The 26,244-nt window shown below is 37.1% G+C and carries 29 protein-coding genes and 1 pseudogene; 17 read left to right on the top strand and 13 right to left on the bottom strand.

All coding sequences use genetic code 11. The features are described 5' to 3' along the window. Positions 1 to 18: 18 nt before the first annotated feature. The 4 genes from narH to AB1284_RS18940 all read right to left on the bottom strand — a co-directional run bounded on the left by narH (position 19) and on the right by AB1284_RS18940 (position 6,905). Positions 19 to 1,494 carry a nitrate reductase subunit beta gene (gene narH, locus AB1284_RS18955; RefSeq protein WP_429753461.1) on the bottom strand — a complete coding sequence of 492 codons (1,476 nt, stop codon included), beginning with the start codon at positions 1,492 to 1,494 and terminating at the stop codon, positions 19 to 21. Continuing rightward, positions 1,484 to 5,167, bottom strand: coding sequence for a nitrate reductase subunit alpha (locus AB1284_RS18950; protein WP_429753462.1), 3,684 nt, complete (start codon positions 5,165 to 5,167; stop codon positions 1,484 to 1,486). Before AB1284_RS18950 ends, narH begins: the two co-directional genes overlap by 11 nt. Positions 5,168 to 5,372: 205 nt before the next feature. Next, positions 5,373 to 6,065, bottom strand: coding sequence for a Crp/Fnr family transcriptional regulator (locus AB1284_RS18945; RefSeq protein ID WP_429753463.1), 693 nt, complete (start codon positions 6,063 to 6,065; stop codon positions 5,373 to 5,375). A gap of 168 nt (positions 6,066 to 6,233) precedes the next feature. Continuing rightward, positions 6,234 to 6,905, bottom strand: a complete 672-nt coding sequence (locus AB1284_RS18940; RefSeq protein WP_429753464.1) for an NAD(P)H-dependent oxidoreductase — start codon at positions 6,903 to 6,905, stop codon at positions 6,234 to 6,236. A gap of 125 nt (positions 6,906 to 7,030) precedes the next feature. Between AB1284_RS18940 and AB1284_RS18935 the strand changes: the two genes are divergently transcribed. The 3 genes from AB1284_RS18935 (at position 7,031) to AB1284_RS18925 (ending at position 9,707) form a co-directional block, all read left to right on the top strand. Continuing rightward, a complete protein-coding gene (locus AB1284_RS18935; protein WP_429753465.1) occupies positions 7,031 to 7,369 on the top strand; it encodes a winged helix-turn-helix transcriptional regulator in 339 nt (112 codons plus the stop codon). A 294-nt stretch (positions 7,370 to 7,663) separates the two neighbouring features. Next, positions 7,664 to 8,677 (top strand): GTP 3',8-cyclase MoaA, encoded by a 1,014-nt coding sequence (gene moaA, locus AB1284_RS18930; RefSeq protein WP_429753466.1) that lies wholly within the window; start codon positions 7,664 to 7,666, stop codon positions 8,675 to 8,677. Between the two features lie 16 nt (positions 8,678 to 8,693). Next, a complete protein-coding gene (locus AB1284_RS18925; RefSeq protein WP_429753467.1) occupies positions 8,694 to 9,707 on the top strand; it encodes a molybdopterin-synthase adenylyltransferase MoeB in 1,014 nt (337 codons plus the stop codon). 38 nt (positions 9,708 to 9,745) lie between these two features. On the opposite strand, the gene moaC is transcribed toward AB1284_RS18925, so the two are convergent. Beyond that, the gene (gene moaC / locus AB1284_RS18920; RefSeq protein ID WP_429753468.1) at positions 9,746 to 10,234 is read right to left on the bottom strand and encodes a cyclic pyranopterin monophosphate synthase MoaC; all 489 of its coding nucleotides are present in this window, start codon (positions 10,232 to 10,234) and stop codon (positions 9,746 to 9,748) included. Between the two features lie 95 nt (positions 10,235 to 10,329). Between moaC and AB1284_RS18915 the strand changes: the two genes are divergently transcribed. The 7 genes from AB1284_RS18915 to AB1284_RS18885 all read left to right on the top strand — a co-directional run bounded on the left by AB1284_RS18915 (position 10,330) and on the right by AB1284_RS18885 (position 15,625). Further along, complete coding sequence (locus AB1284_RS18915) at positions 10,330 to 11,622, top strand: molybdopterin molybdotransferase MoeA (RefSeq protein ID WP_429753469.1); 1,293 nt, start codon at positions 10,330 to 10,332, stop codon at positions 11,620 to 11,622. Then, positions 11,583 to 12,104 (top strand): molybdopterin-guanine dinucleotide biosynthesis protein B, encoded by a 522-nt coding sequence (mobB, locus tag AB1284_RS18910; protein WP_429753470.1) that lies wholly within the window; start codon positions 11,583 to 11,585, stop codon positions 12,102 to 12,104. The genes AB1284_RS18915 and mobB overlap by 40 nt, the downstream gene beginning before the upstream one ends. Then, positions 12,101 to 12,571: a molybdenum cofactor biosynthesis protein MoaE gene (locus AB1284_RS18905; protein WP_429753471.1), complete on the top strand. Its 471-nt coding sequence runs from the start codon at positions 12,101 to 12,103 to the stop codon at positions 12,569 to 12,571. Before mobB ends, AB1284_RS18905 begins: the two co-directional genes overlap by 4 nt. After that, on the top strand, positions 12,568 to 12,801 hold the full coding sequence (moaD, locus tag AB1284_RS18900) for a molybdopterin converting factor subunit 1 (RefSeq protein ID WP_336484456.1): 234 nt from the start codon (positions 12,568 to 12,570) through the stop codon (positions 12,799 to 12,801). The genes AB1284_RS18905 and moaD overlap by 4 nt, the downstream gene beginning before the upstream one ends. Positions 12,802 to 12,892: 91 nt before the next feature. After that, positions 12,893 to 14,062, top strand: coding sequence for a nitrate/nitrite transporter (locus AB1284_RS18895; RefSeq protein WP_429753472.1), 1,170 nt, complete (start codon positions 12,893 to 12,895; stop codon positions 14,060 to 14,062). A 208-nt stretch (positions 14,063 to 14,270) separates the two neighbouring features. Further along, positions 14,271 to 14,609 carry a YmaF family protein gene (locus AB1284_RS18890; protein ID WP_429754421.1) on the top strand — a complete coding sequence of 113 codons (339 nt, stop codon included), beginning with the start codon at positions 14,271 to 14,273 and terminating at the stop codon, positions 14,607 to 14,609. A gap of 110 nt (positions 14,610 to 14,719) precedes the next feature. Beyond that, a complete protein-coding gene (locus AB1284_RS18885; protein WP_429753473.1) occupies positions 14,720 to 15,625 on the top strand; it encodes a DUF2935 domain-containing protein in 906 nt (301 codons plus the stop codon). A gap of 135 nt (positions 15,626 to 15,760) precedes the next feature. Here AB1284_RS18885 and AB1284_RS18880 read toward each other — a convergent pair whose 3' ends face one another. Then, positions 15,761 to 16,348 (bottom strand): DJ-1/PfpI family protein, encoded by a 588-nt coding sequence (locus tag AB1284_RS18880; protein WP_429753474.1) that lies wholly within the window; start codon positions 16,346 to 16,348, stop codon positions 15,761 to 15,763. Between the two features lie 140 nt (positions 16,349 to 16,488). Here AB1284_RS18880 and AB1284_RS18875 point away from each other — a divergent pair, with 140 nt between their 5' ends. After that, positions 16,489 to 16,926, top strand: coding sequence for an Lrp/AsnC family transcriptional regulator (locus AB1284_RS18875; RefSeq protein WP_429753475.1), 438 nt, complete (start codon positions 16,489 to 16,491; stop codon positions 16,924 to 16,926). Between the two features lie 22 nt (positions 16,927 to 16,948). Then, on the top strand, positions 16,949 to 17,248 hold the full coding sequence (locus tag AB1284_RS18870; RefSeq protein WP_429753476.1) for a YjdJ family protein: 300 nt from the start codon (positions 16,949 to 16,951) through the stop codon (positions 17,246 to 17,248). Between the two features lie 86 nt (positions 17,249 to 17,334). Here AB1284_RS18870 and AB1284_RS18865 read toward each other — a convergent pair whose 3' ends face one another. Next, entirely contained in the window at positions 17,335 to 17,700 is a 366-nt protein-coding gene (locus AB1284_RS18865; RefSeq protein ID WP_429753477.1) for a CPBP family intramembrane glutamic endopeptidase, read from the bottom strand. Positions 17,701 to 18,278: 578 nt separating this feature from the next. Between AB1284_RS18865 and AB1284_RS18860 the strand changes: the two genes are divergently transcribed. Continuing rightward, on the top strand, positions 18,279 to 18,683 hold the full coding sequence (locus tag AB1284_RS18860) for a VOC family protein (protein WP_429753478.1): 405 nt from the start codon (positions 18,279 to 18,281) through the stop codon (positions 18,681 to 18,683). Positions 18,684 to 18,951: 268 nt separating this feature from the next. Here the strand turns inward: AB1284_RS18860 and AB1284_RS18855 are convergent, their stop codons facing one another. The 5 genes from AB1284_RS18855 to AB1284_RS18835 all read right to left on the bottom strand — a co-directional run bounded on the left by AB1284_RS18855 (position 18,952) and on the right by AB1284_RS18835 (position 22,256). Then, positions 18,952 to 19,359, bottom strand: a complete 408-nt coding sequence (locus AB1284_RS18855) for a YvaD family protein (RefSeq protein ID WP_429753479.1) — start codon at positions 19,357 to 19,359, stop codon at positions 18,952 to 18,954. After that, complete coding sequence (locus AB1284_RS18850; protein ID WP_429753480.1) at positions 19,356 to 19,718, bottom strand: DMT family transporter; 363 nt, start codon at positions 19,716 to 19,718, stop codon at positions 19,356 to 19,358. Before AB1284_RS18850 ends, AB1284_RS18855 begins: the two co-directional genes overlap by 4 nt. A 14-nt stretch (positions 19,719 to 19,732) precedes the next feature. Further along, positions 19,733 to 20,290, bottom strand: a complete 558-nt coding sequence (locus tag AB1284_RS18845; protein ID WP_429753481.1) for a TetR/AcrR family transcriptional regulator — start codon at positions 20,288 to 20,290, stop codon at positions 19,733 to 19,735. 526 nt (positions 20,291 to 20,816) lie between these two features. Then, positions 20,817 to 21,260: an N-acetyltransferase family protein gene (locus AB1284_RS18840; protein WP_429753482.1), complete on the bottom strand. Its 444-nt coding sequence runs from the start codon at positions 21,258 to 21,260 to the stop codon at positions 20,817 to 20,819. Between the two features lie 42 nt (positions 21,261 to 21,302). Beyond that, positions 21,303 to 22,256 (bottom strand): DMT family transporter, encoded by a 954-nt coding sequence (locus AB1284_RS18835; RefSeq protein ID WP_429753483.1) that lies wholly within the window; start codon positions 22,254 to 22,256, stop codon positions 21,303 to 21,305. Positions 22,257 to 22,400: 144 nt separating this feature from the next. On the opposite strand from AB1284_RS18835, the gene AB1284_RS18830 reads away from it, so the two are divergent. The 4 genes and pseudogenes from AB1284_RS18830 (at position 22,401) to AB1284_RS18815 (ending at position 25,713) form a co-directional block, all read left to right on the top strand. Beyond that, positions 22,401 to 23,843 (top strand): PLP-dependent aminotransferase family protein, encoded by a 1,443-nt coding sequence (locus tag AB1284_RS18830; protein WP_429753484.1) that lies wholly within the window; start codon positions 22,401 to 22,403, stop codon positions 23,841 to 23,843. 442 nt (positions 23,844 to 24,285) lie between these two features. Beyond that, positions 24,286 to 24,999, top strand: a pseudogene (locus AB1284_RS18825) (transposase); the annotation flags it as partial. A 290-nt stretch (positions 25,000 to 25,289) separates the two neighbouring features. Beyond that, positions 25,290 to 25,526, top strand: coding sequence for a DUF2553 family protein (locus AB1284_RS18820; RefSeq protein WP_098306719.1), 237 nt, complete (start codon positions 25,290 to 25,292; stop codon positions 25,524 to 25,526). A gap of 1 nt (position 25,527) precedes the next feature. Then, positions 25,528 to 25,713, top strand: a complete 186-nt coding sequence (locus AB1284_RS18815; protein ID WP_336484452.1) for a sporulation protein Cse60 — start codon at positions 25,528 to 25,530, stop codon at positions 25,711 to 25,713. A gap of 168 nt (positions 25,714 to 25,881) precedes the next feature. Here the strand turns inward: AB1284_RS18815 and AB1284_RS18810 are convergent, their stop codons facing one another. After that, the gene (locus AB1284_RS18810; RefSeq protein WP_429753485.1) at positions 25,882 to 26,112 is read right to left on the bottom strand and encodes a DUF3973 domain-containing protein; all 231 of its coding nucleotides are present in this window, start codon (positions 26,110 to 26,112) and stop codon (positions 25,882 to 25,884) included. Positions 26,113 to 26,244 lie beyond the last annotated feature (132 nt).

The raw sequence follows: 26,244 nt of genomic DNA, 5'->3' as shown, positions 1-26,244 counted from the left end.
GTTGTTACCTCCTTTATTTTAAGAGATTGTCATACAAGAGCCAGGACCGCCAGCAAAGGAAAGACCGCAGCTTCCTTGCTCGTTATAAAGGTCTGCCACTTGCTCGCGATGAGAAGTTGGAATAACGAAACGATCTTTATATTTCGCAATCGCAAGAAGACGGTACATATCTTCAACGTCTTCTTTTGTTAAACTTAAGTTTTTTAATACAGCTTCATTTGGTTCTTTATTTATTTGCAATGCTCTCATATGAGTACGCATGACAGCCATTTTTTTCAATGTAAGACGAATATGAGATTCATCGCCTGCAGTTAATAAGTTTGCTAAATATTGAATCGGAATACGCATATTATCAATAGCAGGGAAAATTTCTTCCGCTTGCCAGTTGCTTCCTTTTCCTTCGACCATGTTCATAATTGGGCTTAATGGCGGGATGTACCAAACCATTGGCAATGTACGATACTCTGGATGAAGAGGAAGAGCAATTTTCCAATCGATAATCATTTTATAAATAGGTGATTGCTGAGCATATTTAATCCATTCTTCCGGAATACCTTGTTTCTTTGCTTCAGCAGCTACTTCTGGATCGTTTGGATCTAGGAATACGTTAAGCTGAGAATGGTATAAGTCTTTTTCATCTGGTACAGATGCTGCTTCTTTTACTTTATCAGCGTCATATAACATAACTCCGATGTAACGAATTCGTCCGACGCATGTTTCCGAACAAATTGTCGGCATACCAGCTTCAATACGCGGGAAACACATCGTACATTTTTCAGCTTTATTCGTTTGCCAGTTGAAATACACTTTTTTGTACGGACAAGAAGAGACACAGAATCTCCAAGCACGGCATGCGTTTTGATCAACTAGGACAATTCCATCTTCATCGCGCTTATACATAGAGCCAGATGGACAAGAAGAGACGCATGATGGATTGATACAATGTTCGCAAATACGCGGTAAGTACATCATGAACACATTTTCAAAATCCGTTTTAATTTCTTCTTCCATTTTCTTGACGTTTGGGTCTTGTAAGCCTGTTATATGTCCACCCGCTAAATCATCTTCCCAGTTTGGTCCCCATTCAATTTTATCGATAAATTCACCTGTAATGGCTGATTTTGGGCGAGCAACTGGCTGGTGTTTTCGCTGCGGACTGTTTGTTAATGTTTCATAATCATAGTTCCAAGGTTCAAAGTAATCATCAATTGTTGGCTGATCTGGGTTATGAAAAATGTTCATAAGACGCTTCATTTTTGAACCGGATTTCAACTGAAGATCTCCATTTTTCAGTTCCCAGCCGCCTTTATATTTCTCTTGATCTTCCCATTGTTTTGGATAGCCAATGCCCGGTTTTGTTTCTACGTTGTTAAAGTATATATATTCAGCACCTGGACGATTCGTCCAGGTGTTTTTACACGTTACGCTGCAAGTGTGGCAACCGATGCATTTATCTAGGTTCATTACCATTCCGACCTGTGCTTTAATCTTCAAGCCAATCTACCTCCTTCAGTTTACGGATGACAACGTTTAGGTCACGTTGGTTTCCTGTTGGACCATAGTAGTTAAAGCCGTAGCTTAATTGACCGTATCCGCCAATCATATGTGTTGGTTTTACGTGAATACGCGTCGGGCTATTATGTGTTCCGCCGCGGTTACTTGTTAAGTTCGTACCAGGCACGTTAATATGACGATCTTGTGCATGATGCATAAAGGCCATTCCCCGCGGCATGCGGTGTGTTACGACAGCACGTGCAACAACGACACCATTTCGGTTAAAGCATTCAATCCAGTCGTTATCAGCAACACCAGCTTCAGCAGCGTCATCTTTATTCATCCATACTGTTGGTCCGCCGCGGAACAGTGTTAACATTGGCAGTGAATCAAAGTACATACTATGAATGGACCACTTATTATGCGGTGTTAAATAGTTCAGCGTAATTTCTTTTCCTTCTACGTCAGGACGAGATTTACGGAACGGTTTATGCTGTAAAATTGGTTTGAACGTGGCCATTGTTTCGCCAAATTCTTTCATCATGTCGTGATCTAAGTAGAAAGATTGACGCCCTGTTATTGTTCTCCAAGGAATAAGACGTTCTACGTTTGTTGTAAACGGTGAGTAACGACGTCCTCCTTTTTCTGAACCACTAAAAGCAGGGGAGGTAATAACTGTTTTTGGCTGTGCTGTAATTTGCTCGAATGTGAAGCATTCTTCTTCACGTTCTTCTGCTAAATCACGAAGTTGTAAGTCCGTTTGTTTCTCAAGCGCTTCCCATGCTTTTACTGCCATATGACCGTTTGTTGTAGAAGAAAGGGTTAATACAGCTTCAGCGGCATTGATTGCTTCTGTTATGTCAGGGCATCCTTTCGCGATCGAATCGGTGCGGATCACACCTAATTTACTCTTTAATTGTTCGTATTCTTTTTCCGCAGACCAAGAGATGCCTTTTGTACCAATTGGTTGTTTTCCAACGTTTGGTCCAAGTGCGGTCATTTTGTCATAAATCGTTTTATAGTCACGTTCTACAACATGAATTTGCGGCATTGTTTTGCCTGGGATTGGCTCACATTCCCCTTTGCTCCAATCTTTAATTTGTCCGAGCGGCTGCGCTAATTCTTGCGGTGTATCGTGAAGAAGCGGCGTTGCAACAACTTCTTTCATTGGCTCAAAGTCTAATTTTTGTGCCAAATCAGAGACTGCTTTTGAAAGGGAGCAGAAAATATCCCAGTCAGAGCGTGCTTCCCACGGTGAACCGATTGCTGGGTTAAATGGATGTACGAACGGATGCATATCTGTACTGCTTAAATCATGCTTTTCATACCACGTGGAAGCAGGAAGAACGATGTCAGAGTATAGTGCTGTTCCAGCCATGCGGAAATCTAAATTGATTAGTAAATCAAGTTTTCCTTCCGGTGCCTCTTCATGCCATGTAATTTCTTCTGGTCGTAATGAATCGCTATCATCGTTCATTAATCCATTTGTTGTACCTAATAAATGTTTTAAGAAATATTCGTGTCCTTTACCGGAACTTGAAATTAAATTCGCACGCCATACGAATAAGTTGCGCGGGAAGTTATTTTTGTTATCAGGGTCTTCAATCGCAAATTTAAGCTCTTTGTTTTTTAGCTTCTCTGCAACATATTTTCCGATTTCCTCCCCCGTTGTTGCCCCACTAGCGACCGCTTCTTTATATAATTCAATGCCATTCTTTTCGAACGTTGGATAAGAAGGTAGCCAGCCAAGACGAGCAGCTAACACATTGTAATCACCATGATGTTGATAGCGTGAATTGCCGACAACTGGCGATGCTAAATGTCCAACTGGTGTATCTTCATAGCGCCACTGATCTGTAACGAAATAGAAGAAGGATGTACCATTTTGCAGTTTCGGCGGGCCTTGCCAATCCTTTGCAGTTGCGATGGTTTGCCAACCTTCTGCTGGGCGTAATTTTTCTTGACCGACATAATGAGCCCAGCCGCCGCCATTTACACCTTGTGCACCAACAAGAAGAACAAGGTTTAACACAGCGCGGTAAATCGTATCAGAGTTAAACCAATGGTTAATACCAGCGCCGACAATAATCATCGAGCGTCCATTTGTATCAACTGCATTTTGAGCAAATTCACGAGCGATTTGAATAATAAGTTCTCGTTTTACACCTGTCATTTTTTCTTGCCATGCCGGCGTAAACGGAACATCTTCATCAAAGCTCTTCGGTTCTTGGCCGCCAAGACCGCGGTCTACGCCGTAGTTTGCTAATGTTAAATCATAGACAGTTGTTACGAAAAGATCTCCGTTTGGTGTTGTAATCTTTTTCACCGGAATGGTACGTTCTAATACTTCATTTCCGTCATCAGAAAAGTACGGAATTTGTACGGTACCAATTGCATCCTCCATACCAAGTAAAGAAAGACGCGGATCAATTCTTTCGCCTGTTTGTTCATCTTCTAAACGTAAGTTCCACTTCTTCTCGTTATCCCAGCGTGATCCCATTGTGCCGTGCGGCGTAGCGAAATCATGACTGTTATCGTTCCAAAGAACAGGTTTCCATTCGCCAAGCTTCGTTTCCCAGCCAATATCAGCAGCATTTAAGAAGCGATCTGCAACAAATTGATCTCCTTGCTGCTTTAACGTGACAAGGAATGGGAAATCTGTATATTGTTTTGCATAATTTATGAAGTAGTCTACTTGTTTGTCCACGTAAAATTCTTGTAAAATGACGTGCCCCATTGCCATTGCAAGTGCACCGTCTGTTCCTTGTTTTACACTGATCCAATCATCAGCGAATTTTGTTGATTCGGCAAAATCAGGGCTAACAGAAACGACTTTCGTTCCTTTATAGCGCACTTCTGCTAAGAAGTGGGCATCTGGTGTCCGCGTTAGCGGTACGTTAGAACCCCATGTCATAATATAGCCGGCGTTGTACCAATCACTACTTTCTGGCACGTCTGTTTGATCACCCCAAATTTGCGGTGAAGCTGGCGGTAAGTCAGCGTACCAATCGTAGAAGCTGAGCATCGGTCCGCCCATAAGCTGCATAAAGCGGCTGCCTGCTGCGTGACTTAACATTGACATCGCAGGAATTGGCGAGAAGCCGACATTTCGATCCGGACCGTACTTGATTACTGTATATAATAAGGAAGCAGCAACAAGCTGTAATACCCCATCCCAATTTGCACGAATGAAACCGCCTTTTCCGCGTGCCCCTTTATATGTGCGTGCTTTTTCTGGATTTTCAACAATGCTTTTCCAAGCGTCTAACGGTGATTCATGTTTTTGGAGTTCTTCTTGCCACATATTCCAAAGAACGCCGCGTACATATGGATATTTCACACGAAGCGGGCTATAGATGTACCAAGAAAAGCTTGCTCCGCGCGGACATCCGCGTGGCTCAAAGTCTGGCATATGAGGACCAGTAGTCGGATAATTAAGCTCTTGTCCTTCCCAAGTTACAATTCCATCTTTTACGTAAATGTTCCAGCTGCAAGAACCGGTGCAGTTTACGCCATGTGTGGAGCGGATCATTTTATCATGCTGCCATCGCTTTCTATAAGCATTTTCCCATTCGCGGTCTTCGTATGTTTCTTGTGTATGATTATCGTTATAACGATCTATTGGAGAAAAATATTTTAAACGTTGCATGAATGGTGATGGTTTCTTTTTCATACTGTTCACTCCTTTAATGCGTCTCTCTTGCTTACTTTCACTATAAGAGGGCATGCAAAATAGAGATGTGATATCTATCACAGTTCAACAGATTGTCAAAAATTCATGAATGTGTAAGGGGAAAATAGAGAAGGTGTGACATTTTGCGCATTACAAAACACGTTTAGGATGTAGAATAAAAAAAGAGCAGCATCTAAATGAGATGCTACTCAATACTACAAATAGAGGTAGGGCAATCCTCACAAGCGATTGCACATTTTAAAAAGTGTAAATTATGAATGGTAATCTTTCCTTTGTGAATGGAAATAATGCCTTGTTTTTTTAAATCATTTAACATGCGATTGACACTTTCTCGAGAGGTTGCACAGAAGTTTGCAAGCTCTTGATTCGTTAATGGAAGATCAATGAGAATACCATCTTCTTTTAAAATCCCATAACTATTCGTCATGCGAATGAGAGTCGAATAGAGCGCTCCCTTTTTGCCATGCAATACTAAATCACGAAACTTCGTTTGCATTCTTCGTAAATGCTCACTAATCCACTTCATAAATTCAAATGCAAGAGCTGGTTTTTTTAGCAATGCTTTTTCTAATGCATCTCGTTTAATAACACCGATTTCCGCATGCTCAAGCACTTTTGCATTTAACAAATATTTGGCATCCTCTGTAAACAATGTAAGTTCTCCGATAATATCATTTTGCGAACAAATGCGCAGCGTCAATTCTTGACCATCGGCACTAATTTTACTAATTTGTACTTTTCCAGAGTGAATAATGTATAGTTCTTTTGCCACCATACCTTCTTGGAAAATATAATTGGCTTTGCTCACTTGCATTTTATATTCGACAGATGCGAGTAATTCTTTTAAATCATTTGATAATGCCGTACTGTTTGTCACAGCAATCACCTTTCTTTTCAGAACAGTCTATTTCTTATTTTGAATGTAAATATAGTGAAAATGCAAGAGATATTTTCAATGTAGTATAAGAGATATCGTAATTTTTATCTGTGAGTAAGCGTACTTTTAGAAAAGAAAAAAGATGCCTGTTGCAGGCACCTTTTTTCTTTATTTAATCCATTCAACAACTTGATTCATTGATTGACGCGTTTTATCATGTTTTGGTTCTTCCGCGCGATAACCAAAAGCAACGAGAACAGAGACACCAAATGTATCATCTGAAATAATTCCTTCTTCTTTTAAAACTGCATTTACTTTTTCTGGATTGAATCCTTCAATTGGACAAGAATCGATACCAATCTGAGCAGCTGCAGTCATCATATTACCGAGAGCGATGTAAGTTTGTTTAGAGGCCCAATCAAATATTGCACGATCGCTTTCTAATAATTGAAAATCAGATTCTTGAAACTCCTTATAAAAGCCACGCATCATTGCTATGACTTCTTCTGGAAGCTTCTGAATATTTTTCATGAAATCCGAAATATAGGAAGAATTATAAAGCATTTCTTCTTTTTTACGAGCTAATATAACGACAAAGTGGCTTGCTGTTGGTAATTGTTTTTGAGCCCCCCATGCTACAGGGAGAAGTTTTTCGCGAAGTTCTTGATTTTGAATGACAACAAATTTCCAAGGTTCAAAACCAAATGAACTTGGAGAAAGTCGGCCAGTTTCTAAAATGAAATGAAAATCTTCATCAGAGATTTTTTTATTTACATCGAATTCTTTACACGCATGTCTAAAGTGATAAGCTTTTAAAATTTCTTCCTTTGTATGTTCCATTTACATAACCACCTTTTCGTAATTTGCTTTTTTATAGTAAGTTGATTACAAAATAGATTCTACAGTAGTACAATGAATGATGTAAGTACGTACATTTTTAGCACATAGTATCAATTTGTATACTAATGGAGAGTGATGAAATGAAAAATGAAGAGATATATCGTTGTCCGGTAGAGTTAACACTAGATGTAATTGGGGGGAAATGGAAAGGGGTTATTTTGTTTCATTTAATGAGTGCGAAAGAAATTCGTTTTAATCAATTTTTACGATTAATGCCCGGCATAACGCAGCGCATGTTAACAAGACAGTTACGAGAGCTCGAGGCTGCAGGTGTAATTCATCGGGAGGTATATAAAGAAGTTCCGCCAAAAGTGGAGTATTCTTTAACGAACTTCGGAAGATCCCTTACGCCAATTATTACACTTATGTGTGAGTGGGGTAAGGAATATCGGACGCAAGTATAAGTGGATTAAAAGCAGTAAAAAGTGTGCAACTTAGATTGTACACTTTTTTTGTAATGGGTTGGGTATCAGGACCTTCATACAATGTGAACAAAATACGAACAGATTTGTGAAGAATTTTTGAATGGTATATATGATGTGAGAAATATCACAACATAGATTGTCGTTCTTTTTTATGATAAAGGCAAATGAAAGGCAGTTAAAAAAGATAAGAGTTTTGGGTAAAAACCCCCCATTTAAAAATATATTATAATAGAATAAAAATAGATATACATGCAGCAAGAAGGAGGGGTGAAGATGACTGAGAAGATTTTAGATGCATGGCAGCGTCCGCTTCAAGATTTACGTATTTCTGTCATTGATCGTTGTAATTTTCGGTGCACATATTGTATGCCGGCTGAAGTGTTTGGGCCAGATTATGCGTTTTTAAAAGATGAATTTTTGCTTACGTTTGATGAGATTGAGAGATTGGCGAAAATTTTTGTTCGTATGGGTGTTAGGAAAATTCGATTAACTGGCGGCGAACCGTTACTTCGTAAAGATTTACCACAGCTCATTGAACGTCTTGTGAAATTAGAAGGGCTAACAGATATTGGGCTAACGACGAACGGTATTCATTTAACGAAGCAAGCGAAAGCTTTAAAAGAAGCTGGTTTAGGGCGAGTAAACGTCAGTTTAGATGCACTAGATGATGATGTATTTCGAAGCATTAACGGTCGCAATGTAAGTACGAAGCCTATATTACGAGGAATTGAAGCGGCAAGATCCGCCGGATTAGAAGTGAAAATCAATATGGTTGTGAAAAAGGGAATGAATGATAATCAAATCTTGAAGATGGCTGCTTACTGCAAAGAGCAGTGCATCCCTCTTCGCTTTATCGAATTTATGGATGTTGGTAGTACGAACGGTTGGAATTTCAAACAAGTGATTACGAAAAAAGAGTTAATCGATATGATTGGACGTGTGTATCCAATTGAGCCGGTAGATCCGCATTATTTTGGTGAGGTGGCAAAGCGTTATCGATATGTTGGAACTGAGGCAGAAGTCGGCTTTATCACATCTGTTTCTGAATCATTTTGCTCTTCTTGTACGAGAGCACGTATTTCAGCAGAAGGTAAGTTTTATACATGTTTATTTGCAACAACAGGAACGGATTTACGAACGCTTCTGCGCAGGAATATAGATGATGAAGAGTTATTCCAAATCGTGCAAGATATGTGGACGAAGCGCAGTGATCGCTATTCAGATGAACGAACGGAAGAAAGTGCAAATAACCGCCCGAAAATTGAAATGTCATATATTGGCGGATAAGAGAGAAGGGATCGAGATGCAAGAGCGGTACTCAAGGCAAGTACTCTTTTCAGAGATTGGTGAAACTGGCCAGCGAAATCTAGGTGAAAAACATGTATTAATTATTGGTGCTGGTGCACTTGGTGCAGCAAATGCCGAGGCGCTTGTTCGGGCGGGAATTGGCAAGTTGACGATTGCGGACCGTGATTATGTCGAGTGGAGCAATTTACAAAGGCAGCAATTATATACAGAAGAAGATGCGAATCGTTATGTACCGAAAGCAGTTGCAGCGGCGCAGCATTTAAGGCGAATTAACTCTGAAGTAGATATCGAACCAGTTGTAACGGATGTAACGGTGCAAGAAATGGAACAGCTTGTTAAGAACGTGGATGTAATCATAGATGCAACAGATAATTTCGATACGCGTCTTCTTATTAACGATATTTCACAGAAGTATAACGTTCCGTGGATATACGGTGGTTGTGTAGGCAGTTATGGTGTAACGTATACGATTATCCCAGGGAAAACACCATGTTTTCGATGTTTAATGGAGCATCCAACGAGCGGAGCAACGTGTGATACAGCGGGGATTATTCAACCAGCTGTGCAAATGGTCGTTGCTTATCAAGTTGCAGAAGCTTTGAAAATACTAGTTGGAGATTTTGAAGCATTGCGAGAAACAATGGTAACATTCGATCTTTGGAACAATCAGTATATGGCATTTAGAGTAAATAGGCAGAAAAAAGAGAATTGCCTGTCTTGTGGTAAATTGCGTACATATCCAAGCTTAACATTTGAGGCACAAATGAAAACAGAAGTGCTGTGCGGCCGAAATACAGTTCAGATTCGCTCAGGCATAAATCAGCTTCTTAACTTAGAAGAAATAGAAAAGCGCTTACAAAAGAGCGTGACGATGCAGAGGACACCGTACTTATTATCATTTCATGTAGATGAATATCGCTTTGTTTTATTCCAAGATGGGCGAGCATTTGTTCATGGTACAAATGATATACAAGTGGCAAAGCGATTATACGCTCGTTATATAGGATGAATCCAAGGGGACGCTCCCCTTGGATTCGATGAAAGAATTTAAGATCGATTTCTTGTATAATCGCCGCTTTTGCCGCCTGTTTTTTCAAACAAGTATGTTTCACCGATGATCATGCCTTTATCGACAGCTTTGCACATGTCATATACGGTAAGAGCGGTAGCGGAGGCTGCAGTTAAAGCTTCCATTTCAACGCCGGTGCTGCCCTCTGTTTTCACCTTTACTTCAATAAGTAAACGATATTGTTCATCTGCAATATTCCAGTCAAAGGAAATATCGACACCTTTTAGAAGCAGCGGATGACACATCGGAATGATATCAGAAGTACGCTTTGCTGCCATAATGCCAGCGATTTGTGCAACCGCTAGAACATCGCCTTTTCCGATTTCATTATGGGTAATTTTATCATAAATTTCTTTCGTCACGATGATGCTAGAACGAGCAATAGCTGTTCGCACGGTAATCTTCTTATCGCTAATATCGACCATTTTGGCACGCCCTTGATCATTAAAATGAGTAAATGAAGACATGAAATTCCTCCTTGAAGTAATTGCTATTATGATTAGCATTGTACAATAAAAATTGTAATGAAGATGTGATATTTTGCAAATGTGGGGTGAAAATGATGCTAGAAAAACGAATACCAATTGCTGTTAGCGATGCGGTGGCACATGTGATGAAATATGCAAAACATGGAGAAACAGAGCGAGTACCGCTTACAGAAAGCTATGGACGAATTCTTGGGGAAGACGTAGTAGCGGATCATGATGTTCCTCATTTTGATCGCTCTCCATATGATGGTTTTGCGATTCGTGCAGAAGATACAAAAAAGGCAAGTTCTGAACATCCATCCCAATTTGAAGTCGTTGGAGAAATTGGTGCGGGCTTTGTTTTTACAGAGGAAGTGAAGGCGTTTCAAGCTGTGCGCATTATGACAGGTGCAGCGATTCCAACTGGTTGTGATGCGGTTGTCATGCTTGAGCTTACAGAAGGATTTCAAAAAGACGAGAAAACATATATGAAGCTGAAGCGTCCGTTTCAATCAGGCGATAATATTTCATATAAAGGTGAAGATGTAAAGCAACATGATGTACTTGTGGAAAAGGGAACAGTGATTAATCCAGGAGTGGCAGCGCTTCTTGCAACGTTTGGCTATAGTGAAGTAGCTGTTGTAAAGCGTCCCGTTATTGGAATTGTAACAACGGGAAGTGAACTGTTAGAAGTTCATGAACCGCTTGAACCGGGAAAAATTCGTAACAGCAACTCCTATATGATTGCTGCGCAAATTATGCGAGCGGGCGGCTCTGTCCGGTATTATGGACAATTCGCAGATGACTTTGATACTTGCTATGAGATGGTAAAAAAGACAATGGAAGAAGTCGATATTCTTATTACAACAGGCGGTGTGTCAGTTGGAGATTATGATTATTTACCGGCTATTTATGAGAAGCTTGGAGCGCATGTACTGTTCAATAAAGTAGCGATGCGGCCGGGAAGTGTAACGACGGTAGCGGAAGTAAACGGAAAATTATTATTTGGATTATCAGGTAATCCGTCTGCTTGCTATGTTGGATTTGAATTGTTTGTACGTCCTATTATTCAGACATTTCTACATAGGAAGCAGCCTCATATGTACCGAGGTGCTGCCATTTTAATGAAGGGGTTTCCGAAAGCAAATCCATTTACACGTTTTGTTAGAGGGAAAGTAGAAATAGTCAACGGACAACTGCAAGTAGTGCCAGTTGGGCTTGATAAATCAAGTGCTGTGTCTTCACTCGCTGATGCGAATGCTTTTATCGTCTTACCAGGTGGTACGCGCGGCTTTGAAGAGGGGATGACTGTTACTGTCCTTTTACTAGAAGCAGAGCAAGGAAGTGAGTGGCCATGGAAAGAACCGTTCCAGTCTTACAAATCGTAGGGTATCAAAATAGCGGGAAGACGACATTGACAGAGAAACTGGTTAAGGCGTTAACGAATGAAGGCGTGCGAGTAGGGACGATTAAGCATCATGGACACGGAGGATATCCAGAGCTGCCGCTGCAAAAAGATAGCGAACGCCATCGCCAAGCTGGAGCGATCGTCAGCGCAGTAGAGGGAGACGGATTATTGTCTTTATCTGCTGCTAGCCATTGGTCTTTAGAAAAAATCATTCGTTTATATACATGTTTTGAGGCAGAAGTCATTATCGTTGAAGGATATAAAAAAGAACCATACCCGAAAGTTGTTTTACTTAGGTCAGAGGAAGATGCCTCTTTATTAGAAAGTGTAGAAAATGTGATCGCCGTTATTACATGGAATGAGGCACCGACAACATGGCATGAAAATTATAAAGTTTTTCATATAACAGAAGATGAAGAGTATATAGATTGGTTCGTACAAAGAATGAGGGATGCAAAATGACAAATACGTATTTTGAAGTAGTGGAAACACCGATTTCCATTGAAGAAGTGACAAAGAAAGTCATTCGCCGTGAATGCGGTGCTGTGACGACATTCACTGGTACAGTGCGCGAGTTTACGAAAGGGCGCCGTACACTTTACTTAGAATATGCTGCATATCGTTCGATGGCTGAAAAGATGCTTGCCAAAATTGGTGAGGAAACGAAAGAAAAATGGCCAGGAACACATGTGGCGATTACACATCGCATTGGCACACTGCAAATTTCTGATATTGCGGTAGTTGTCGCGGTATCGACGCCGCATCGAAAAGCGGCATACGAGGCAAATGAGTACATTATGGAGCGCATTAAACAAATTGTTCCAATTTGGAAGAAAGAGTTTTGGGAAGACGGTGAGAAATGGATTGGCGATCAATTAGAACAAACATCGTATCCAAAGGGAGAACCAGGAAAGGAGAATATAGAATGATTACAGTATTATTATTTTCTCATTTACAAGAAGAAGCTGGAGCGCATCAATTACAAATCGATGTACAAAATCTTGCCGTATCAGAATTGAAGGAACTTGTGACGAAAGACTACAATGTATCTCTTTCACAGCACACAATGGTTGCAATTAATGAAGAATATGCAAATGAAGATGATATCATTCAAGATGGTGACGTTGTTGCATTGATTCCGCCAGTAAGTGGAGGCTGATTCTTTCCTGCCTAATCACGCTTTATCGTGATTAGGCAGGAGGGAAGCAATAGAAATTGTGAAATATTGAACAAAATTGGAGGAGAGACTGATGAAAAATCCGAATTTTCAGTTAGGATTACAAACTTCAAATCTTGTAATTGGCTTTATGGTATGGGTTATTTTATCTTCTTTAATGCCATTTATTAAAGCAGACATTGCGTTAACAGCAGGACAGATTTCTCTTGTCACAGCAGTACCAGTTATTTTAGGATCTATTCTTCGCATTCCAATTGGTTACTGGACGAATCGTTACGGAGCAAGAAAATTATTTTTTATTAGTTTTATTATTCTATTATTCCCTGTCTTTTATATTAGTATGGCAAAATCGATGCTAGATTTAATTATTGGCGGTTTATTTGCTGGAGTTGGCGGTGCTGTATTCTCTGTTGGGGTAACAGCTCTTCCGAAATACTATCCGAAAGAAAAGCATGGCTTTGTAAACGGAATTTACGGAGCAGGAAATGTAGGAACAGCAGTTACATCATTTTTTGCGCCAGTACTTGCAACTTCGTTTGGTTGGAGAACGACTGTACAAATATATTTAATCTTGCTCGCTGCATTTGCGTTAGTAAACTTCCTATTAGGAGATCGTAACGAGAAGAAGGTAAATACACCATTAATGGAACAAATTAAAGGTGTATATAAAAATGAAAAACTTTGGTTCTTATGTATTTTCTATTTCTTAACTTTCGGTTCTTTCGTTGCATTTACAGTCTATTTACCGAACTTCCTTGTATCTCACTTTGGCTTAGCTAAAGTAGATGCTGGATTACGCACAGCAGGTTTTATCGTGCTAGCAACAATCATGCGTCCAATTGGGGGCTGGCTTGGTGATAAATTGAATCCATTTAAAATTTTAATCTTTGTATTTATTGGATTAACATTATCAGGTATTATTTTATCCTTTATGCCAAGCATGCACGTATATACATTTGGCTGTTTATTAGTTGCCTTTTGCGCTGGTATTGGAAATGGAACGATCTTTAAACTTGTACCAATGTATTTCTCGAAACAAGCTGGTATTGTAAACGGTCTTGTAGCGGCACTTGGGGGACTTGGCGGTTTCTTCCCGCCATTAATTTTAACGTTACTATTCCAATTAACAGGACACTATGCAATTGGATTTATGGCGTTATCAGAAGTAGCGCTTGCTTGTTTAATTATTACAGTGTGGATGTACAGTCAAGAAAAGTTACTTGCAATGCTAAGTCATAGATAAAGAGTAGAAGAGGGTGTTTCTAAGTCGCGATTTTGGAGACACCTTTTTTATTTTTTAGGAGAGATTGTTCACGGAAGGCTCTCACCAATCGGGCTCTCCTTTCCCAAAAGTAGCAGGATAGATGAGAGAGGAATTATCTCGATAGTATAAGCATACTAGTTTATAGAGTCTATCTTTATATATAAGGGGAATGAGGATCATGAACGGAATGAATAGGGTGGGAAAAAATGATTTTGTTTCTGGATTTGTACCACATCATAACCATGGGTCAGTGGATTATACATCTGTTGATGCAGGACATGTACATCAATGTCTAGATGTAACATCCCCGCCTATTAAGACACAAGAGGGCGGGCATATACATTATACAGAAGGATATGTTTTGTTCGAAGATGGGCATACACACTATTACAAGGCGTATTCAGGCCCAGCGATCCCGGTTGGAAATGGGATGCATGTTCATTATTACGACTTTTATACGACGGAAGACAGTGGACATAAACATCGTATTAAGGGCGTAGATCAGCCTGCCCCGGGCGATAAATAAAGTTAATATAAAAAACCTTGAAAGAATTACTATTTCTTCTATTTATCCTGTATGTAGATTATCCATATACATAGTATAGTAGTGAGATTCGAGGGATAAGGAGTGAGTATATGTCTCAAGATAAACCTATTCCTGAACACTTTGTTATGGATCCTCAGCGTGCTATGCTGTTGCCTCCAGAGCTGAAAGCAGCACCGGCTGAATCGTTAACAGAACAACTATTTATTGAAAGATCCTTAACTGAAAATCAATTTTGGCTGCGAATTATGAAAGAGCATGCTCTTTTTCTGAGTGAAGGGTTTGATAGACATGATAAAAATTTAATTCAACAAGTAGAGCAGTTTTATCATTTGTTTGACCGACATTTACAAAAAGCATTTTCTGTTCCTCAAACCGTTCAAGCAGTTAGAAAATTAAATGAAGAAAGCATCGAGCTCGTTTATGCTTTTCGTAATTATAAAAGAAACCTTTTAATTCTAATTGTTAATTGTAAAGTAAAAGGTTTTAATTTCCCGTTATTAGTCGATCATATTGCACGAGAGGCAGAATATTTTATGAGGTCGCTTCAGAAATTTAATGAGGGAAAAATGGATCCAATTCAAGATGCGATCATTAGTGAAAATGTATTTTGGTTACGAATCATGATGGAACACTCTCGTTTTATTGCTTCTTTACTTGATCAATCAGAGAGAAACTTAGTTCATACTGCTTCGAAATTTGGTGACGATTTTGAGGTTCTTCTCAATCAGGCTAGAGATGTCGAATCAATGTTATATAAGAAACAACCGACATATCCTATTATTGGTAAAATGAATAAAGACAGCGAAAATGCGACTGTTGAGTTAAGAAACTTCAAAAAAGCAGGATTGGAGCTTATTCAAACATGTCAAATTCGAAACGTAATTAATCCTTTGCTAGCTGATCATGTTGTGAGAGAAGCGAATCATTTCCTCTTTATGATTAGCGTTTTAGAACAGCGGTTAAAACAAAAGCAGATGGAGCAATCTGGACAATAATAGAAGGGGTTTCGGACTTCTATCTTAAAATTATGAGATAGCACCGCATTACGATTCATCTAATGGAACTAAGTTCCAAAAAATAGAAAAAGAACTTATATTACTCTATTTCTCGTAATATAAGTTCTTTTTCTATCAAATTTTAAACCCCATTAATTCCTTTACACGTTTGACGTTGATTTCTGAAGTTAATTTTTCAAGTAAGAGAAAAGCGACATCAAATCCTGTAGATGGATTCGATGAAGTTATAATATGATCATCTTGAACGATCGGTACATTCTGAACGGTTGCATCAAATGTTTTTAATTGTTCTTTCCGGTGACTAGTTGGATGGTCGTAAGTGGTTGCTTTTCTATTTTGTAATATTCCACTTTTACCTAAGGTTAAAGATGCTACACAAATACTGGCAATTGGTTTTTTCTTAGTATCAAAGTACCTAATCACTTCAAGAAATCTTTCATCGAAAGCGTCATTATAAAAGCCAGCTTCTTCAAATCCCCCAGGAATAGCTAAGGCATCAAACTCTTCCAAATCTATTTCCGTAATTATTTTTTCAGGAATAATCGTAAAGTTCCAGGTGCATTTTAATTCTTTACGGAGTCCAACAGTTACTAATTCTGTAGTTCCATCGCCTTCCCACTTATTCCAACCAAAAACGTCTGTGAACACACTAGCTTCTACAGCCTCGAAGCCATCCGCTAATAGTAACAATATTCTTTTCATTATTTAGCCCCCCCCTTTTGTTATTATTTTAATTAGAAACAAATGCCAATAACATAATTTAAAAACGATTAATACATAATTTGACTTTACTTATTTAAGAAATTAATATAGTATGCTTTACAAAAAAAGGTTGTGTAATTTTGGATAAAATCGATGAAAGAATAGTAAGCGAATTACAAAAGAATGCGAAGATTTCAATGAAAGATTTAGCAGAGATTGTTCATTTGTCGTCACCAGCTGTTATTGAGCGAGTAAGGAAGTTAGAAGATAATCATACGATTGAAGGATATCATGCGAGTGTATCCTTAAAAAAATTAGATCGGAACATTATGGCTCTTATATTATTTAAAACAAAGGAATGCAAAGCTCTTATGAATTTTTGTCACAATCATCCTGATGTATTGGAATGCTATCGTGTGGCTGGAGAAATTAGCTATATTGCAAAAGTAGCTACTCATTCTGTAGAGAGTTTAGAAATGTTTATTGATGAAGCTATGAAATATGGAAATCCGTCAACTAATATTGTTTTGTCATCCCATGTTAAAAAAGTAAGAAGTAAGTATATAAACGAAGGTTAATACATAGAAAAAGGAGAGTTCTGTGAAAATGAGATACATGGTTCAATTCGGAGTAGCTTTTATATTCTTCATCGTTTCAGCAATTATCAGTTGGTACGAAGGAAGTAATTTAATTGAGGATTCCTTTGACTGGAAGTATTCAGCTAAGTTTACGAATTATTTCAAAGGGCCGGTTTCAGATTCCCATGACATTATGCAAATCGATTTTTTTGTATATGCAGCTAAATTTTACCCTATACCGGTAATGATTATGGTTGCTAGTTTTGGATATATGTTGTTTTTGAGTGTGTATATTGTTTTGAAAAGAAGGCTGTTTGCGTAAAGATGGTCTTATCATACATAAAAAGCGTACGATCTGATAAGAGATGGTACGCTTTTTTCCTTGATGTAATTATGAAATAGAGAGAATTACATTCCAGGTGGAATATAGACATTTAAAAATACAAAAACAGATAAATTTCCTAGGTCTACAAGTATATGAGAATATACAGACCATCGTAAACTCTTCATTTTATACCGAATGAAAGACCAGACAATCCCCATTACAAATAAAGTGAAGAGTAATTGATAAGATCTATTTCCAATTGAAAATACCCCCCAAATAAGAGGATGACTAAAGGCGAATAGGGCACTAGAATAAAGAATTCTCATCCAAATAGGGGGATTTTCCCCAGCATCTAACAACAAACCTCTCCAATATCCTTCTTCAAACCAAGGGTTAATAGCTGCAAATAAAATTACTAATATAGATAAACCCGGATAGTTGAAAATCAAATTATAATTTGGAAGTAAAATTCATAAAACAGGAAATAGACCGATTAGTACTCCTGCAATTAACCAAATCTTATTATAAGAAGGCTTTTTAAACCAGCCTTTCATTCTATTATATGAGGAAAAAAGTAGGATCATCAAACCTAATAATCCCCAATATAATAAAGCAGTAATAATCCAGGTGTATTTCAAGACATAAGGATAAATTAATGATGTAGCAAAATGAATAAATAGAATAATCATTAGTGGAGATAGTATAACTATTAATCTATTTTTTTATGCTCTAAACTAAATATTTAAAATCACTCCTTTAAAAATAATAGCAAGTATTTTTTATCAAAATATTTCATTGCAATTGGAAAGTATTTGCAGTTTTATTTTAACATAAAATGTAAAAATATTTCGTTTTTTTGATGTATATAATACTTTCAATAAAAGATGAGCACTGGGCCGTACTATTGATTCATACTCCTATTTTCGTACCTCGTTCTAACTCTAATGGGGGATTTTAAGAAGCATATCGCTATTTTATAGTAGTAGTAGATGAAAGTGCTCTTAAATTCATAGAGGGAGGAATTTATATGAAAAAATGGGTTCAGTTTAGAATAGCAAGACCGACAGACAAACTTGAAGAAGTAATTAAGTTTTACGAAGAAGGATTGGGGTTAAAACGTATAGGCGAGTTTCATAATCATGAAGACTATGATGGGGTAATGTTTGGCTTACCTGGTGTAGAATATCATTTAGAGTTTACAAGACATATAAATGGAAGCCCATGTCCTGCTCCAACAAAGGATAACTTACTTGTATTTTATTTTCCTGATAAAAGTGAAATCGAAAAAATACATCATAGACTACATACAATGGGGTATGATGAAGTTGAGCCAGAAAATCCTTATTGGAAAGAAAAAGGAATTACAATAGAAGACCCTGATGGATGGAGAATTGTACTCATGAATACAGGGGGATTGCGCTCCCGCGATTGAAGATGTAAGAGCATTAACGGAGCAGAGATTCTATATATTATAAATTTTATTGTTATTAGGAGTACCGCTTCATGCCCATCAAGTTAAGATTTTGAAGTATCCCCAAAACAAAAATCTTATTTCTTCATAGTTGTCCATGGGAATTCGGTTCGTTTTTTTGTTTTGAGGAACAATGTATTTCTTAACTTGATAGCGATGCGACGAGACCCCTATTGTAAGTTCACTTTCTTCTTCCGCTCCGATTATACCTATTGAATTCCTTTCTTAATTATTTCATGTTAGTCTCATACCATCCACACTCTCTCCAAATACCTTTTAAGAAAAAGCATGGATAAACTAATAAATATAAATTAGGAATCCACCAAGAAATATCGAAATCTAAACGGATTGTCCAAAATGCTAGAGCTTGTAATCCTGAACAAAAAGTTAAAATTAATGATAAGAACGCAAAATGGCTCCAAATATGCTTTTGTTTAGAATACAAATACAAACTTAAAAGTCCCGTCAACGAGATTAACAAATCTAAAGGTAGAAAAGACCAGTTCCATGCCACTAAAATAGGATTTTGATAATCTTTAAATAAATATTCTTGTGGAATCATATGAAAAACTGTTATGAACCAATATATAATAAACCCAATATCAGTAATAAGGAAAAAATATTTTAAACGGTTCAATGTACACGTTCCTCCACCATTTTTTTGTTTTTCTCTTCATGTGCCGCACTATTAAAATTTAAGATCACGACTCCAATTAAAATAAAAAGAATCGCTAGTATCTTAATTACATTGATACTTTCTCCAAAATAAAAGAAACCAATTATTGTAATCGTAACAATTCCCATACCTGACCAAACCGCATATGCAACGGACATCTCCATCCCCTTTAATGCAAATGACAGAAATGAAAAACTTATTATATAAAATACAAAAATAAGAATACTTGGGACAAGTTTCGTTAATCCATCAGATAGTTTCATCGCAGTTGTACCCGCTACTTCAAATAAAATTGCTAAGCATAAATAAATCCACTGCATTATTCTCCCACCTTCTATTTTGAATTAGAAATTCCATACAGCAACATGTCCATAATAGATTCGAGCATACTCCCCAATGTATAATCACTCTTTTCAATAAATATAGGATCATATATGCGATTCAGTGCGCCTAAATATACTTCAATAAAAAACGGAACTTGAATTTGTCTAATACTCCCTTCTCTCATTCCCTCTTCTATTAACCGGATTACAGTAGACCAACCTTCACGTAAAAACTGATCTAATTTCAACCATTGATTATAATGGTGTTTTTTTAGTTCTACTAATAAACGTGCATCCATGAATTTAAATTGTTGTGGAATACAAATTAAGATGCGTCTTATTTTTTCAACTGTTTGTAACGTATCATCTTCAGCAATATTTTTTTCCTTTTCTTGAATACTTTCTATTACATTACGAATAACTTCATCTACTATCTCATCCTTTGAAGAGAAGTGCTCATAGATTGTCCTCTTACTCACAGCTAATTGTTTTGCTAGGTCACTAATTGTAAATGTAAACCCCTTCGTTTGAATTTGATGAATTGTTTCTGTTAAGATTCTTTGTTTCATAATCTGCCCCCTAAACCTCGGGTACCCATATGGTTTTTTTGGTACCATTTTTATTTTACAATATTTAACACCATCTAAACAACTAGCATTTTACAAACCTTTTTTTATCTAACGAATTAGGGATACAGCAGAGATACGTGTAAAAACGGGTCATAGTGATACAATATTTACCAAATAATTGTTATTGAGGGTATTTATAGGGGTACAGCCCCCACATCCATCAACTTAAGAAATTGGTTGTTTGCCAAAACGAAAAAAGTGAGCTGAATTCTTATAAATAACTGTAGAAATATAAATTTTTCGTTTTGGGGATATTTCAAAATCTTAGCTTGATGGGTATGGGGTACCGCCAGCATTTCGGAAAAAAACCACGCTAAGCAAATTTCGACATAAAAAGCTGAAACTATGACAAAGATGCACCAGCACGTAAGTGCTGATGCATCTTTGTCAACAACTTGGGAACTCATTCTTTAAACTAGTAATTCCGCCTACATTTAAAGATATGCACTCCCTTGTTTATTTACATTCACATCAAATTTAAAGAATAATTTAGGAAAGAAGTATCGTTTTGATAGCCATTCTTTTCATACAATTTTTGCGCATTCGTATTATCAGGAGCGGTTTGAAGTTCTAATGATTTGGCATTAGATTGAATAGCATGCAATTTTGCTTTATCTAGAAGGGCTTGAGCTATTCCTTGTTTTCTTGCTTCCTCTTGCACATATAAATCATTTAAAATCCATGTTCTCTTCATAGAAACGGAAGAAAATGAGGGATATAACTGAGTAAAACCTAGGTATTCTCCTTCATGAACTGCTACAAAAATAACGGATTCTTCATTTTTTAAGCGATCTGAAATGAAGGATTCGGCATCCTCATAATCAGAAGGTTGCTTATAAAAGATACGATATAAATTAAATAAATGAGAAACAACTTTCAGATCCTTTATTGTTGCTTGATATATATTCATAATTACTCCTCCTTAATTTATAACAATACCATTTCTTTACACTTATTCGTAATTACGTTGTTTCCTCATGTTGCTTTCTCTGAAAATCTTTTTTAGTCTAAATGACTGTTTCTTCTCTTTTATCTTAACTGTGTCAGGTTGAATGGTGGTTAACATGACACCCATCAAAATTATAATGCCTCCTATAATCGTCATTAGGGTGGGAGTCTCTCCTAACCATACCCAAGCGATAACGAAAGATAAAAGGGGAGTGAGGTAAAGAGAGCTTGTAGATTCTGAAGCTCCTCTATGTGTGATAAGAAACCCTAATAGTATATAAGGTAAGACTGTAGGGAAGATGCCTAAGTATACAGCACTCCATGTTGCTTCCTGTGGAGCTTTTGCAACAGAATGCCATAGTCCAGGGAGGAAAATTAACATTAAGAGGGTACCTCCCCAAGTGGTATAGCAAGCAAGAGGCAGAAAACCATATTTCTTTAGATATGGCTTCTGTAGTACAAAGTACAGGCTTTCAGCAATGGAGGCCACCAAGATAAAGAGTGCGCTCTTCTGAAATGAAAAATCCCCTGAATTCCCCAAAGAGAGAAGGGTTACTCCTAAAAATGCGACTATTCCTCCAAACCATCTCCACAAATTTATGCGTTCTCGAAAGATGATCCAAGCTAAGATTGTTGTAAAAATAGGAGTTAACGAAACAAGCAAACTTGCAGTCCCAGCATTTACAAACTTCTCTCCATAGTTTAATGCCATATAGTATGCTGTAAATCCTAGCCCACCAAGTAATATAATAAATGGCATGTCCTTTACTGTCGGTAGTCTCATACGAGTGGCAATAGCAAAAAGTGCTAAAACGAAGGATCCTATTAATAAGCGTAACAAAGAAAGGTCTTCTGGGCTATATCCTTGTAGAGCAATACGAATGCCAGGAAAAGCTGAAGCCCATAGCAATATGATGGATAAGTGAGAAATCAAGATAGCCATATTAGATATTTTCATTACTCTTTCCTCCCTCCTTATAAAAAACCCAACCACTTTTATGTTTGCTGTTTACACTTTTCATCATAGTCTTTGCTTGATACAATGTCTTCAACCAGTGACAAGATAAAAACCCAACCACTTTAAAAAGGAGATATAGCTGAAATGGAACAATGTAATAAGGATAGAGAGGATAAGACACTCAAATACATACAAATCATGGAATACATAAAATCAAAGATTGCGACAGGTGAGTGGACAATTGGAAGTAAAATCTATAGTCAACGCAAATTGGCTACCATTTTTAAGGTCAACCGCAGTACAGTTGTGACTGCACTTGAGGAACTTCAGGCAGAGGGGCTTATTGAGGGGAAAATGGGTATGGGCAATATTGTGACAAATAACACCTGGTCATTGCTAACAAATGAACCGGAAAATTGGAATGACCAGGTTAATGTTGGAGTTCATAAACCTAGCCGAATAGTTGTACAACAGATTAATGAGGCTGAGTCTAACTCTAATCTTATACAACTTAGTAAAGGGGAGTTATCACCCGATATGTTTCCTCTGGTTCAGATGAAACAGAGTATAAAGGATTTGGCGAATGAAATAGGAACATTTGGCTATGAAGAACCAAAAGGATTCTTACCTTTACGTCAATCAGTCAGTGAGTACCTAAAATCTCAGGGGATTCAAGTGTCGTCTGATTCTATTCTCATCGTTTCAGGTGCTTTACAAGCTCTACACCTTATTTCTATAGGACTACTAAGGCCGGGATCTACTGTTTTACTTGAAAAGCCATCTTATCTTTACTCTTTACATGTATTTCAATCTGCAGGTATGTCCCTTGCTGGAGTACCTATAGATAATGAAGGTATGCTCACACAATCTATTCCAATTCAAAAGAAAAGGCATAAAAGAAGCATAATATACACTATTCCATCCTTTCATAATCCAACTGGATGTGTTATGTCGGATACTCGACGAAATGAGCTTTTAAGAATTAGTAAAGAAGAACGGATTCCTATCATTGAAGATGATATTTATAGAGAGTTATGGATTGATAAAGAACCTCCTTTAGCTTTAAAAGCAAAAGATTTACACGGTCAAGTTCTTTATCTAGGAAGCCTATCCAAGACGCTTACTCCAGGGTTGCGAATTGGTTGGCTTGTGGGTCCACAATCTGTTATTAATCACTTAGCTGACATTAAAATGCAATCTGATTACGGATCAAGCTCTTTGTCTCAGCGTATTGCTACTAACTGGCTTAGTAGTGGTTTTTATCAAGAACATGTAATCTCAGTACGAAAGCAGTTGAAAACTCGCAGGGATGCATTGATAAGATGGCTTGAACAATATTTACAGCATTTAGCTACGTGGGAAGTACCTCAAGGGGGACTCTTTATTTGGATTCGTATAAAAGGAGTAGTGTCTATGCGAACCCTGTACAGCCTTGCTTTAGCAAAAGGAGTCCTCTTAAATCCAGGACATATCTATGGACAAGATGAAGGGCAATACATACGTTTATCATACGCTTATGCTTCACTTAATGATTTAGAAAAGGGGGTGTATGAACTAAGTAAAATTATTCAGTCCCTCATCAAATAGGAATGAGTAAAGCTAACCAAACAGAACAACCAATGTCAGTATTAGAAAAGTATCTCTTACTTGTGTGATAGGCAGACCTTAACTTGGATGAACCTAATACAACACAATATTAATTGTGTTGTATTAGTTGCTATAATAGGCCTCACCATACCATTTCGGGAAAATTGTACGTTTAGACACATTTTGGGTATTTCCTGTACGTTAAGAGGCATCTTTCCAGAAACTCCTGTATTTATGAACAGAGAGTAAAAGTCAATAATATCAATGTTTTCTGACTATAATCATGTTCATAAAGTGTGTAAACAAATCAATGTTCAATTAAACTTAGGTTTTTATCTTTCTGAACATATATTTATCTTTAAAAATAATGAAAAAATACGCTATTCTTTCTATAGAATCATAGGAAAGGATGGCGTTTTTGTATGAATCTATCAATTTCTATGGAACAATAAAAAAGCACTCTGAATACATCCAATTAGATATGGAGCAATTCATTGACCAATTAAAGTCAGGTGAAACATATGAAATTCCTGAGATTTATATTGGAATGTATCAAAAACTTCCTGCAAGACTTATTCTGTATAAATTAACTGAAACGCAAATGAAACGTAGACAAAAGGATTTAGCATCTAAAGAACATAAAAAGCAAATTACCTATAGGGAACGTAGTAAGCGGCTTAGTACAATTAATTTTTACATTACAAATATTCCTTTGGAATATCTGCCAAAGGAACAAGTATATGATTTTTACTCCTTGCGATGGCAAATTGAACTTATCTTTAAAACATGGAAATCATTTTTTCGTATTCATCACTGTAATTCTGTAAAATTAGAACGACTAGAATGTCATTTATATGGATAATTAATTAGTATCCTTCTTTGTTCTTCCACCATGTTTCAAATGCGCCAATTACTCCTCATCAAGAAGAAGCGAGAATTAAGCGAATATAAAGCGATTTATATCATAAAAGATTATTTTCCACTTATTTATCAATCCTTACAAAAAGACATCCAAGAATTAACAAAGGTATTATTTCGTCTATTCAATCTCTTACAAAAAAATGGACGAAAATCTCATAGGTGTGAGAAGAAAACTGTCTTTGATATCTTAGGCGTCGTATACAACTTTTCTATGTCTCACAATCATGTAGCGTAATCTAAAAAATTGAAGCCCGATAGGGTTTATTTGGTATGCAACTCTTTAAGGAACTTACACTGGATCTTTAGAAAAAAGAAAAATCTTACGTGAAATTAAACTTATATAATCTTAGGTTGATGGGCGGTACCTCTATTAAAAATGGAGAGCGATTATTTTGTTTATAGTTTATAGGTTTACCTCAAGTTTCTTTTTTTCTCTTTAGCATATCCCCTTAAATTTCATTCATAAAATAAAAAATTCTTAATACAATAAACCAATCCGTTCTTTTTCGAAAGGAGGGGTGGGAGATGAGTCGCACAATTAAAATTGATATTACAGACAAGGTAGTTGCGAAATTTAAGACAGATTATTTGGAATTATATTCTAATAAATTTATGATTGGTAAATTTTATGTCTATACTGAAGAGAAGCAGTATGTATTAGAAGATGGTTATTTGTATGAAGATGGTAAGTTTTATCGCATCATTGATACGCGTCGAGATAACAGTTCAGCAGTAGAAGGCTGTGACTTAGGATGGTGTTAATGTGATTCGCGTGAAGATATTTGATGAAAGTCACGAAAAGGATTTAGAAGAGGCAATCAATGTTTTTTTGAAGAAAATGGATGAAGAGCAAATTGTAGATATTAAGTACCAAGTATCGGTTTCGAACAATGATGAAGAGAGTCAGATTTATTGTTTTTCGGCAATGATTATTTATAAAACAACATGAAAAAGAGCTGGAACATTCCTGGCTCTTTTTTCATGTTGTTTTTAAACATATTTTCGAAAGTGCTCTCATTATCCAAGTATGTGAAAAGGTTCTGTATTTATTTTCTCGTCAATTGTAGTGGGGATTACGGCGAAAACGAGGATGCTTCTTCCGCATGAAAAGGAACGTTTACAGTGGTGTTACATCAGTGAGAGGAAAATCGTTTAAGATTGTGTGTGCATCGGGTATTTCTGCTTCGAGTTCATGAGGAATCGGTACTTCATGTTTTACTGCCGATTGACACATTCCTAAATGAAGTCGTCTGCCTCCAAATGGATCGATATAAAAACCATTTTCGAAAACTTTATCTGTTGCATTTCTTTTGTAATGAATTTCAGAACAGCTGATGCAATAGTACATTTCACCCATCTCCTTTATGTTTCTCATTTTTTGTAAGGTTAAATTGATTTTTGATTTCTTATGTGAGCAGTGTATGAAGAAATGTTGAGAGAAGTGCTTGTCTCATGAAAAAAGTGTTGAGAATTTCTCAAC

Source organism: Bacillus sp. S2(2024) (assembly GCF_050474045.1).
Lineage (GTDB): Bacteria > Bacillota > Bacilli > Bacillales > Bacillaceae_G > Bacillus_A > Bacillus_A yunxiaonensis.
The sequence above is the reverse complement of the archived record's forward strand: the minus strand, read 5'-3'. Positions and strand labels throughout refer to the sequence as shown.

Excerpts from the sequence above, each read along its gene's own strand:
- AB1284_RS18950 (WP_429753462.1), bottom strand. The coding sequence starts at position 5,167 with ATGAAAAAGAAACCATCACCATTCATGCAACGTTTAAAATATTTTTCT.
- AB1284_RS18940 (WP_429753464.1), bottom strand. The coding sequence starts at position 6,905 with ATGGAACATACAAAGGAAGAAATTTTAAAAGCTTATCACTTTAGACAT.
- AB1284_RS18935 (WP_429753465.1), top strand. The coding sequence starts at position 7,031 with ATGGAGAGTGATGAAATGAAAAATGAAGAGATATATCGTTGTCCGGTA.
- moaA (WP_429753466.1), top strand. The coding sequence starts at position 7,664 with ATGACTGAGAAGATTTTAGATGCATGGCAGCGTCCGCTTCAAGATTTA.
- AB1284_RS18925 (WP_429753467.1), top strand. The coding sequence starts at position 8,694 with ATGCAAGAGCGGTACTCAAGGCAAGTACTCTTTTCAGAGATTGGTGAA.
- moaC (WP_429753468.1), bottom strand. The coding sequence starts at position 10,234 with ATGTCTTCATTTACTCATTTTAATGATCAAGGGCGTGCCAAAATGGTC.
- AB1284_RS18915 (WP_429753469.1), top strand. The coding sequence starts at position 10,330 with ATGCTAGAAAAACGAATACCAATTGCTGTTAGCGATGCGGTGGCACAT.
- AB1284_RS18905 (WP_429753471.1), top strand. The coding sequence starts at position 12,101 with ATGACAAATACGTATTTTGAAGTAGTGGAAACACCGATTTCCATTGAA.
- moaD (WP_336484456.1), top strand. The coding sequence starts at position 12,568 with ATGATTACAGTATTATTATTTTCTCATTTACAAGAAGAAGCTGGAGCG.
- AB1284_RS18895 (WP_429753472.1), top strand. The coding sequence starts at position 12,893 with ATGAAAAATCCGAATTTTCAGTTAGGATTACAAACTTCAAATCTTGTA.
- AB1284_RS18890 (WP_429754421.1), top strand. The coding sequence starts at position 14,271 with ATGAATAGGGTGGGAAAAAATGATTTTGTTTCTGGATTTGTACCACAT.
- AB1284_RS18885 (WP_429753473.1), top strand. The coding sequence starts at position 14,720 with ATGTCTCAAGATAAACCTATTCCTGAACACTTTGTTATGGATCCTCAG.
- AB1284_RS18880 (WP_429753474.1), bottom strand. The coding sequence starts at position 16,348 with ATGAAAAGAATATTGTTACTATTAGCGGATGGCTTCGAGGCTGTAGAA.
- AB1284_RS18860 (WP_429753478.1), top strand. The coding sequence starts at position 18,279 with ATGAAAAAATGGGTTCAGTTTAGAATAGCAAGACCGACAGACAAACTT.
- AB1284_RS18850 (WP_429753480.1), bottom strand. The coding sequence starts at position 19,718 with ATGCAGTGGATTTATTTATGCTTAGCAATTTTATTTGAAGTAGCGGGT.
- AB1284_RS18845 (WP_429753481.1), bottom strand. The coding sequence starts at position 20,290 with ATGAAACAAAGAATCTTAACAGAAACAATTCATCAAATTCAAACGAAG.
- AB1284_RS18840 (WP_429753482.1), bottom strand. The coding sequence starts at position 21,260 with ATGAATATATATCAAGCAACAATAAAGGATCTGAAAGTTGTTTCTCAT.
- AB1284_RS18835 (WP_429753483.1), bottom strand. The coding sequence starts at position 22,256 with ATGAAAATATCTAATATGGCTATCTTGATTTCTCACTTATCCATCATA.
- AB1284_RS18830 (WP_429753484.1), top strand. The coding sequence starts at position 22,401 with ATGGAACAATGTAATAAGGATAGAGAGGATAAGACACTCAAATACATA.
- AB1284_RS18820 (WP_098306719.1), top strand. The coding sequence starts at position 25,290 with ATGAGTCGCACAATTAAAATTGATATTACAGACAAGGTAGTTGCGAAA.
- AB1284_RS18810 (WP_429753485.1), bottom strand. The coding sequence starts at position 26,112 with ATGTACTATTGCATCAGCTGTTCTGAAATTCATTACAAAAGAAATGCA.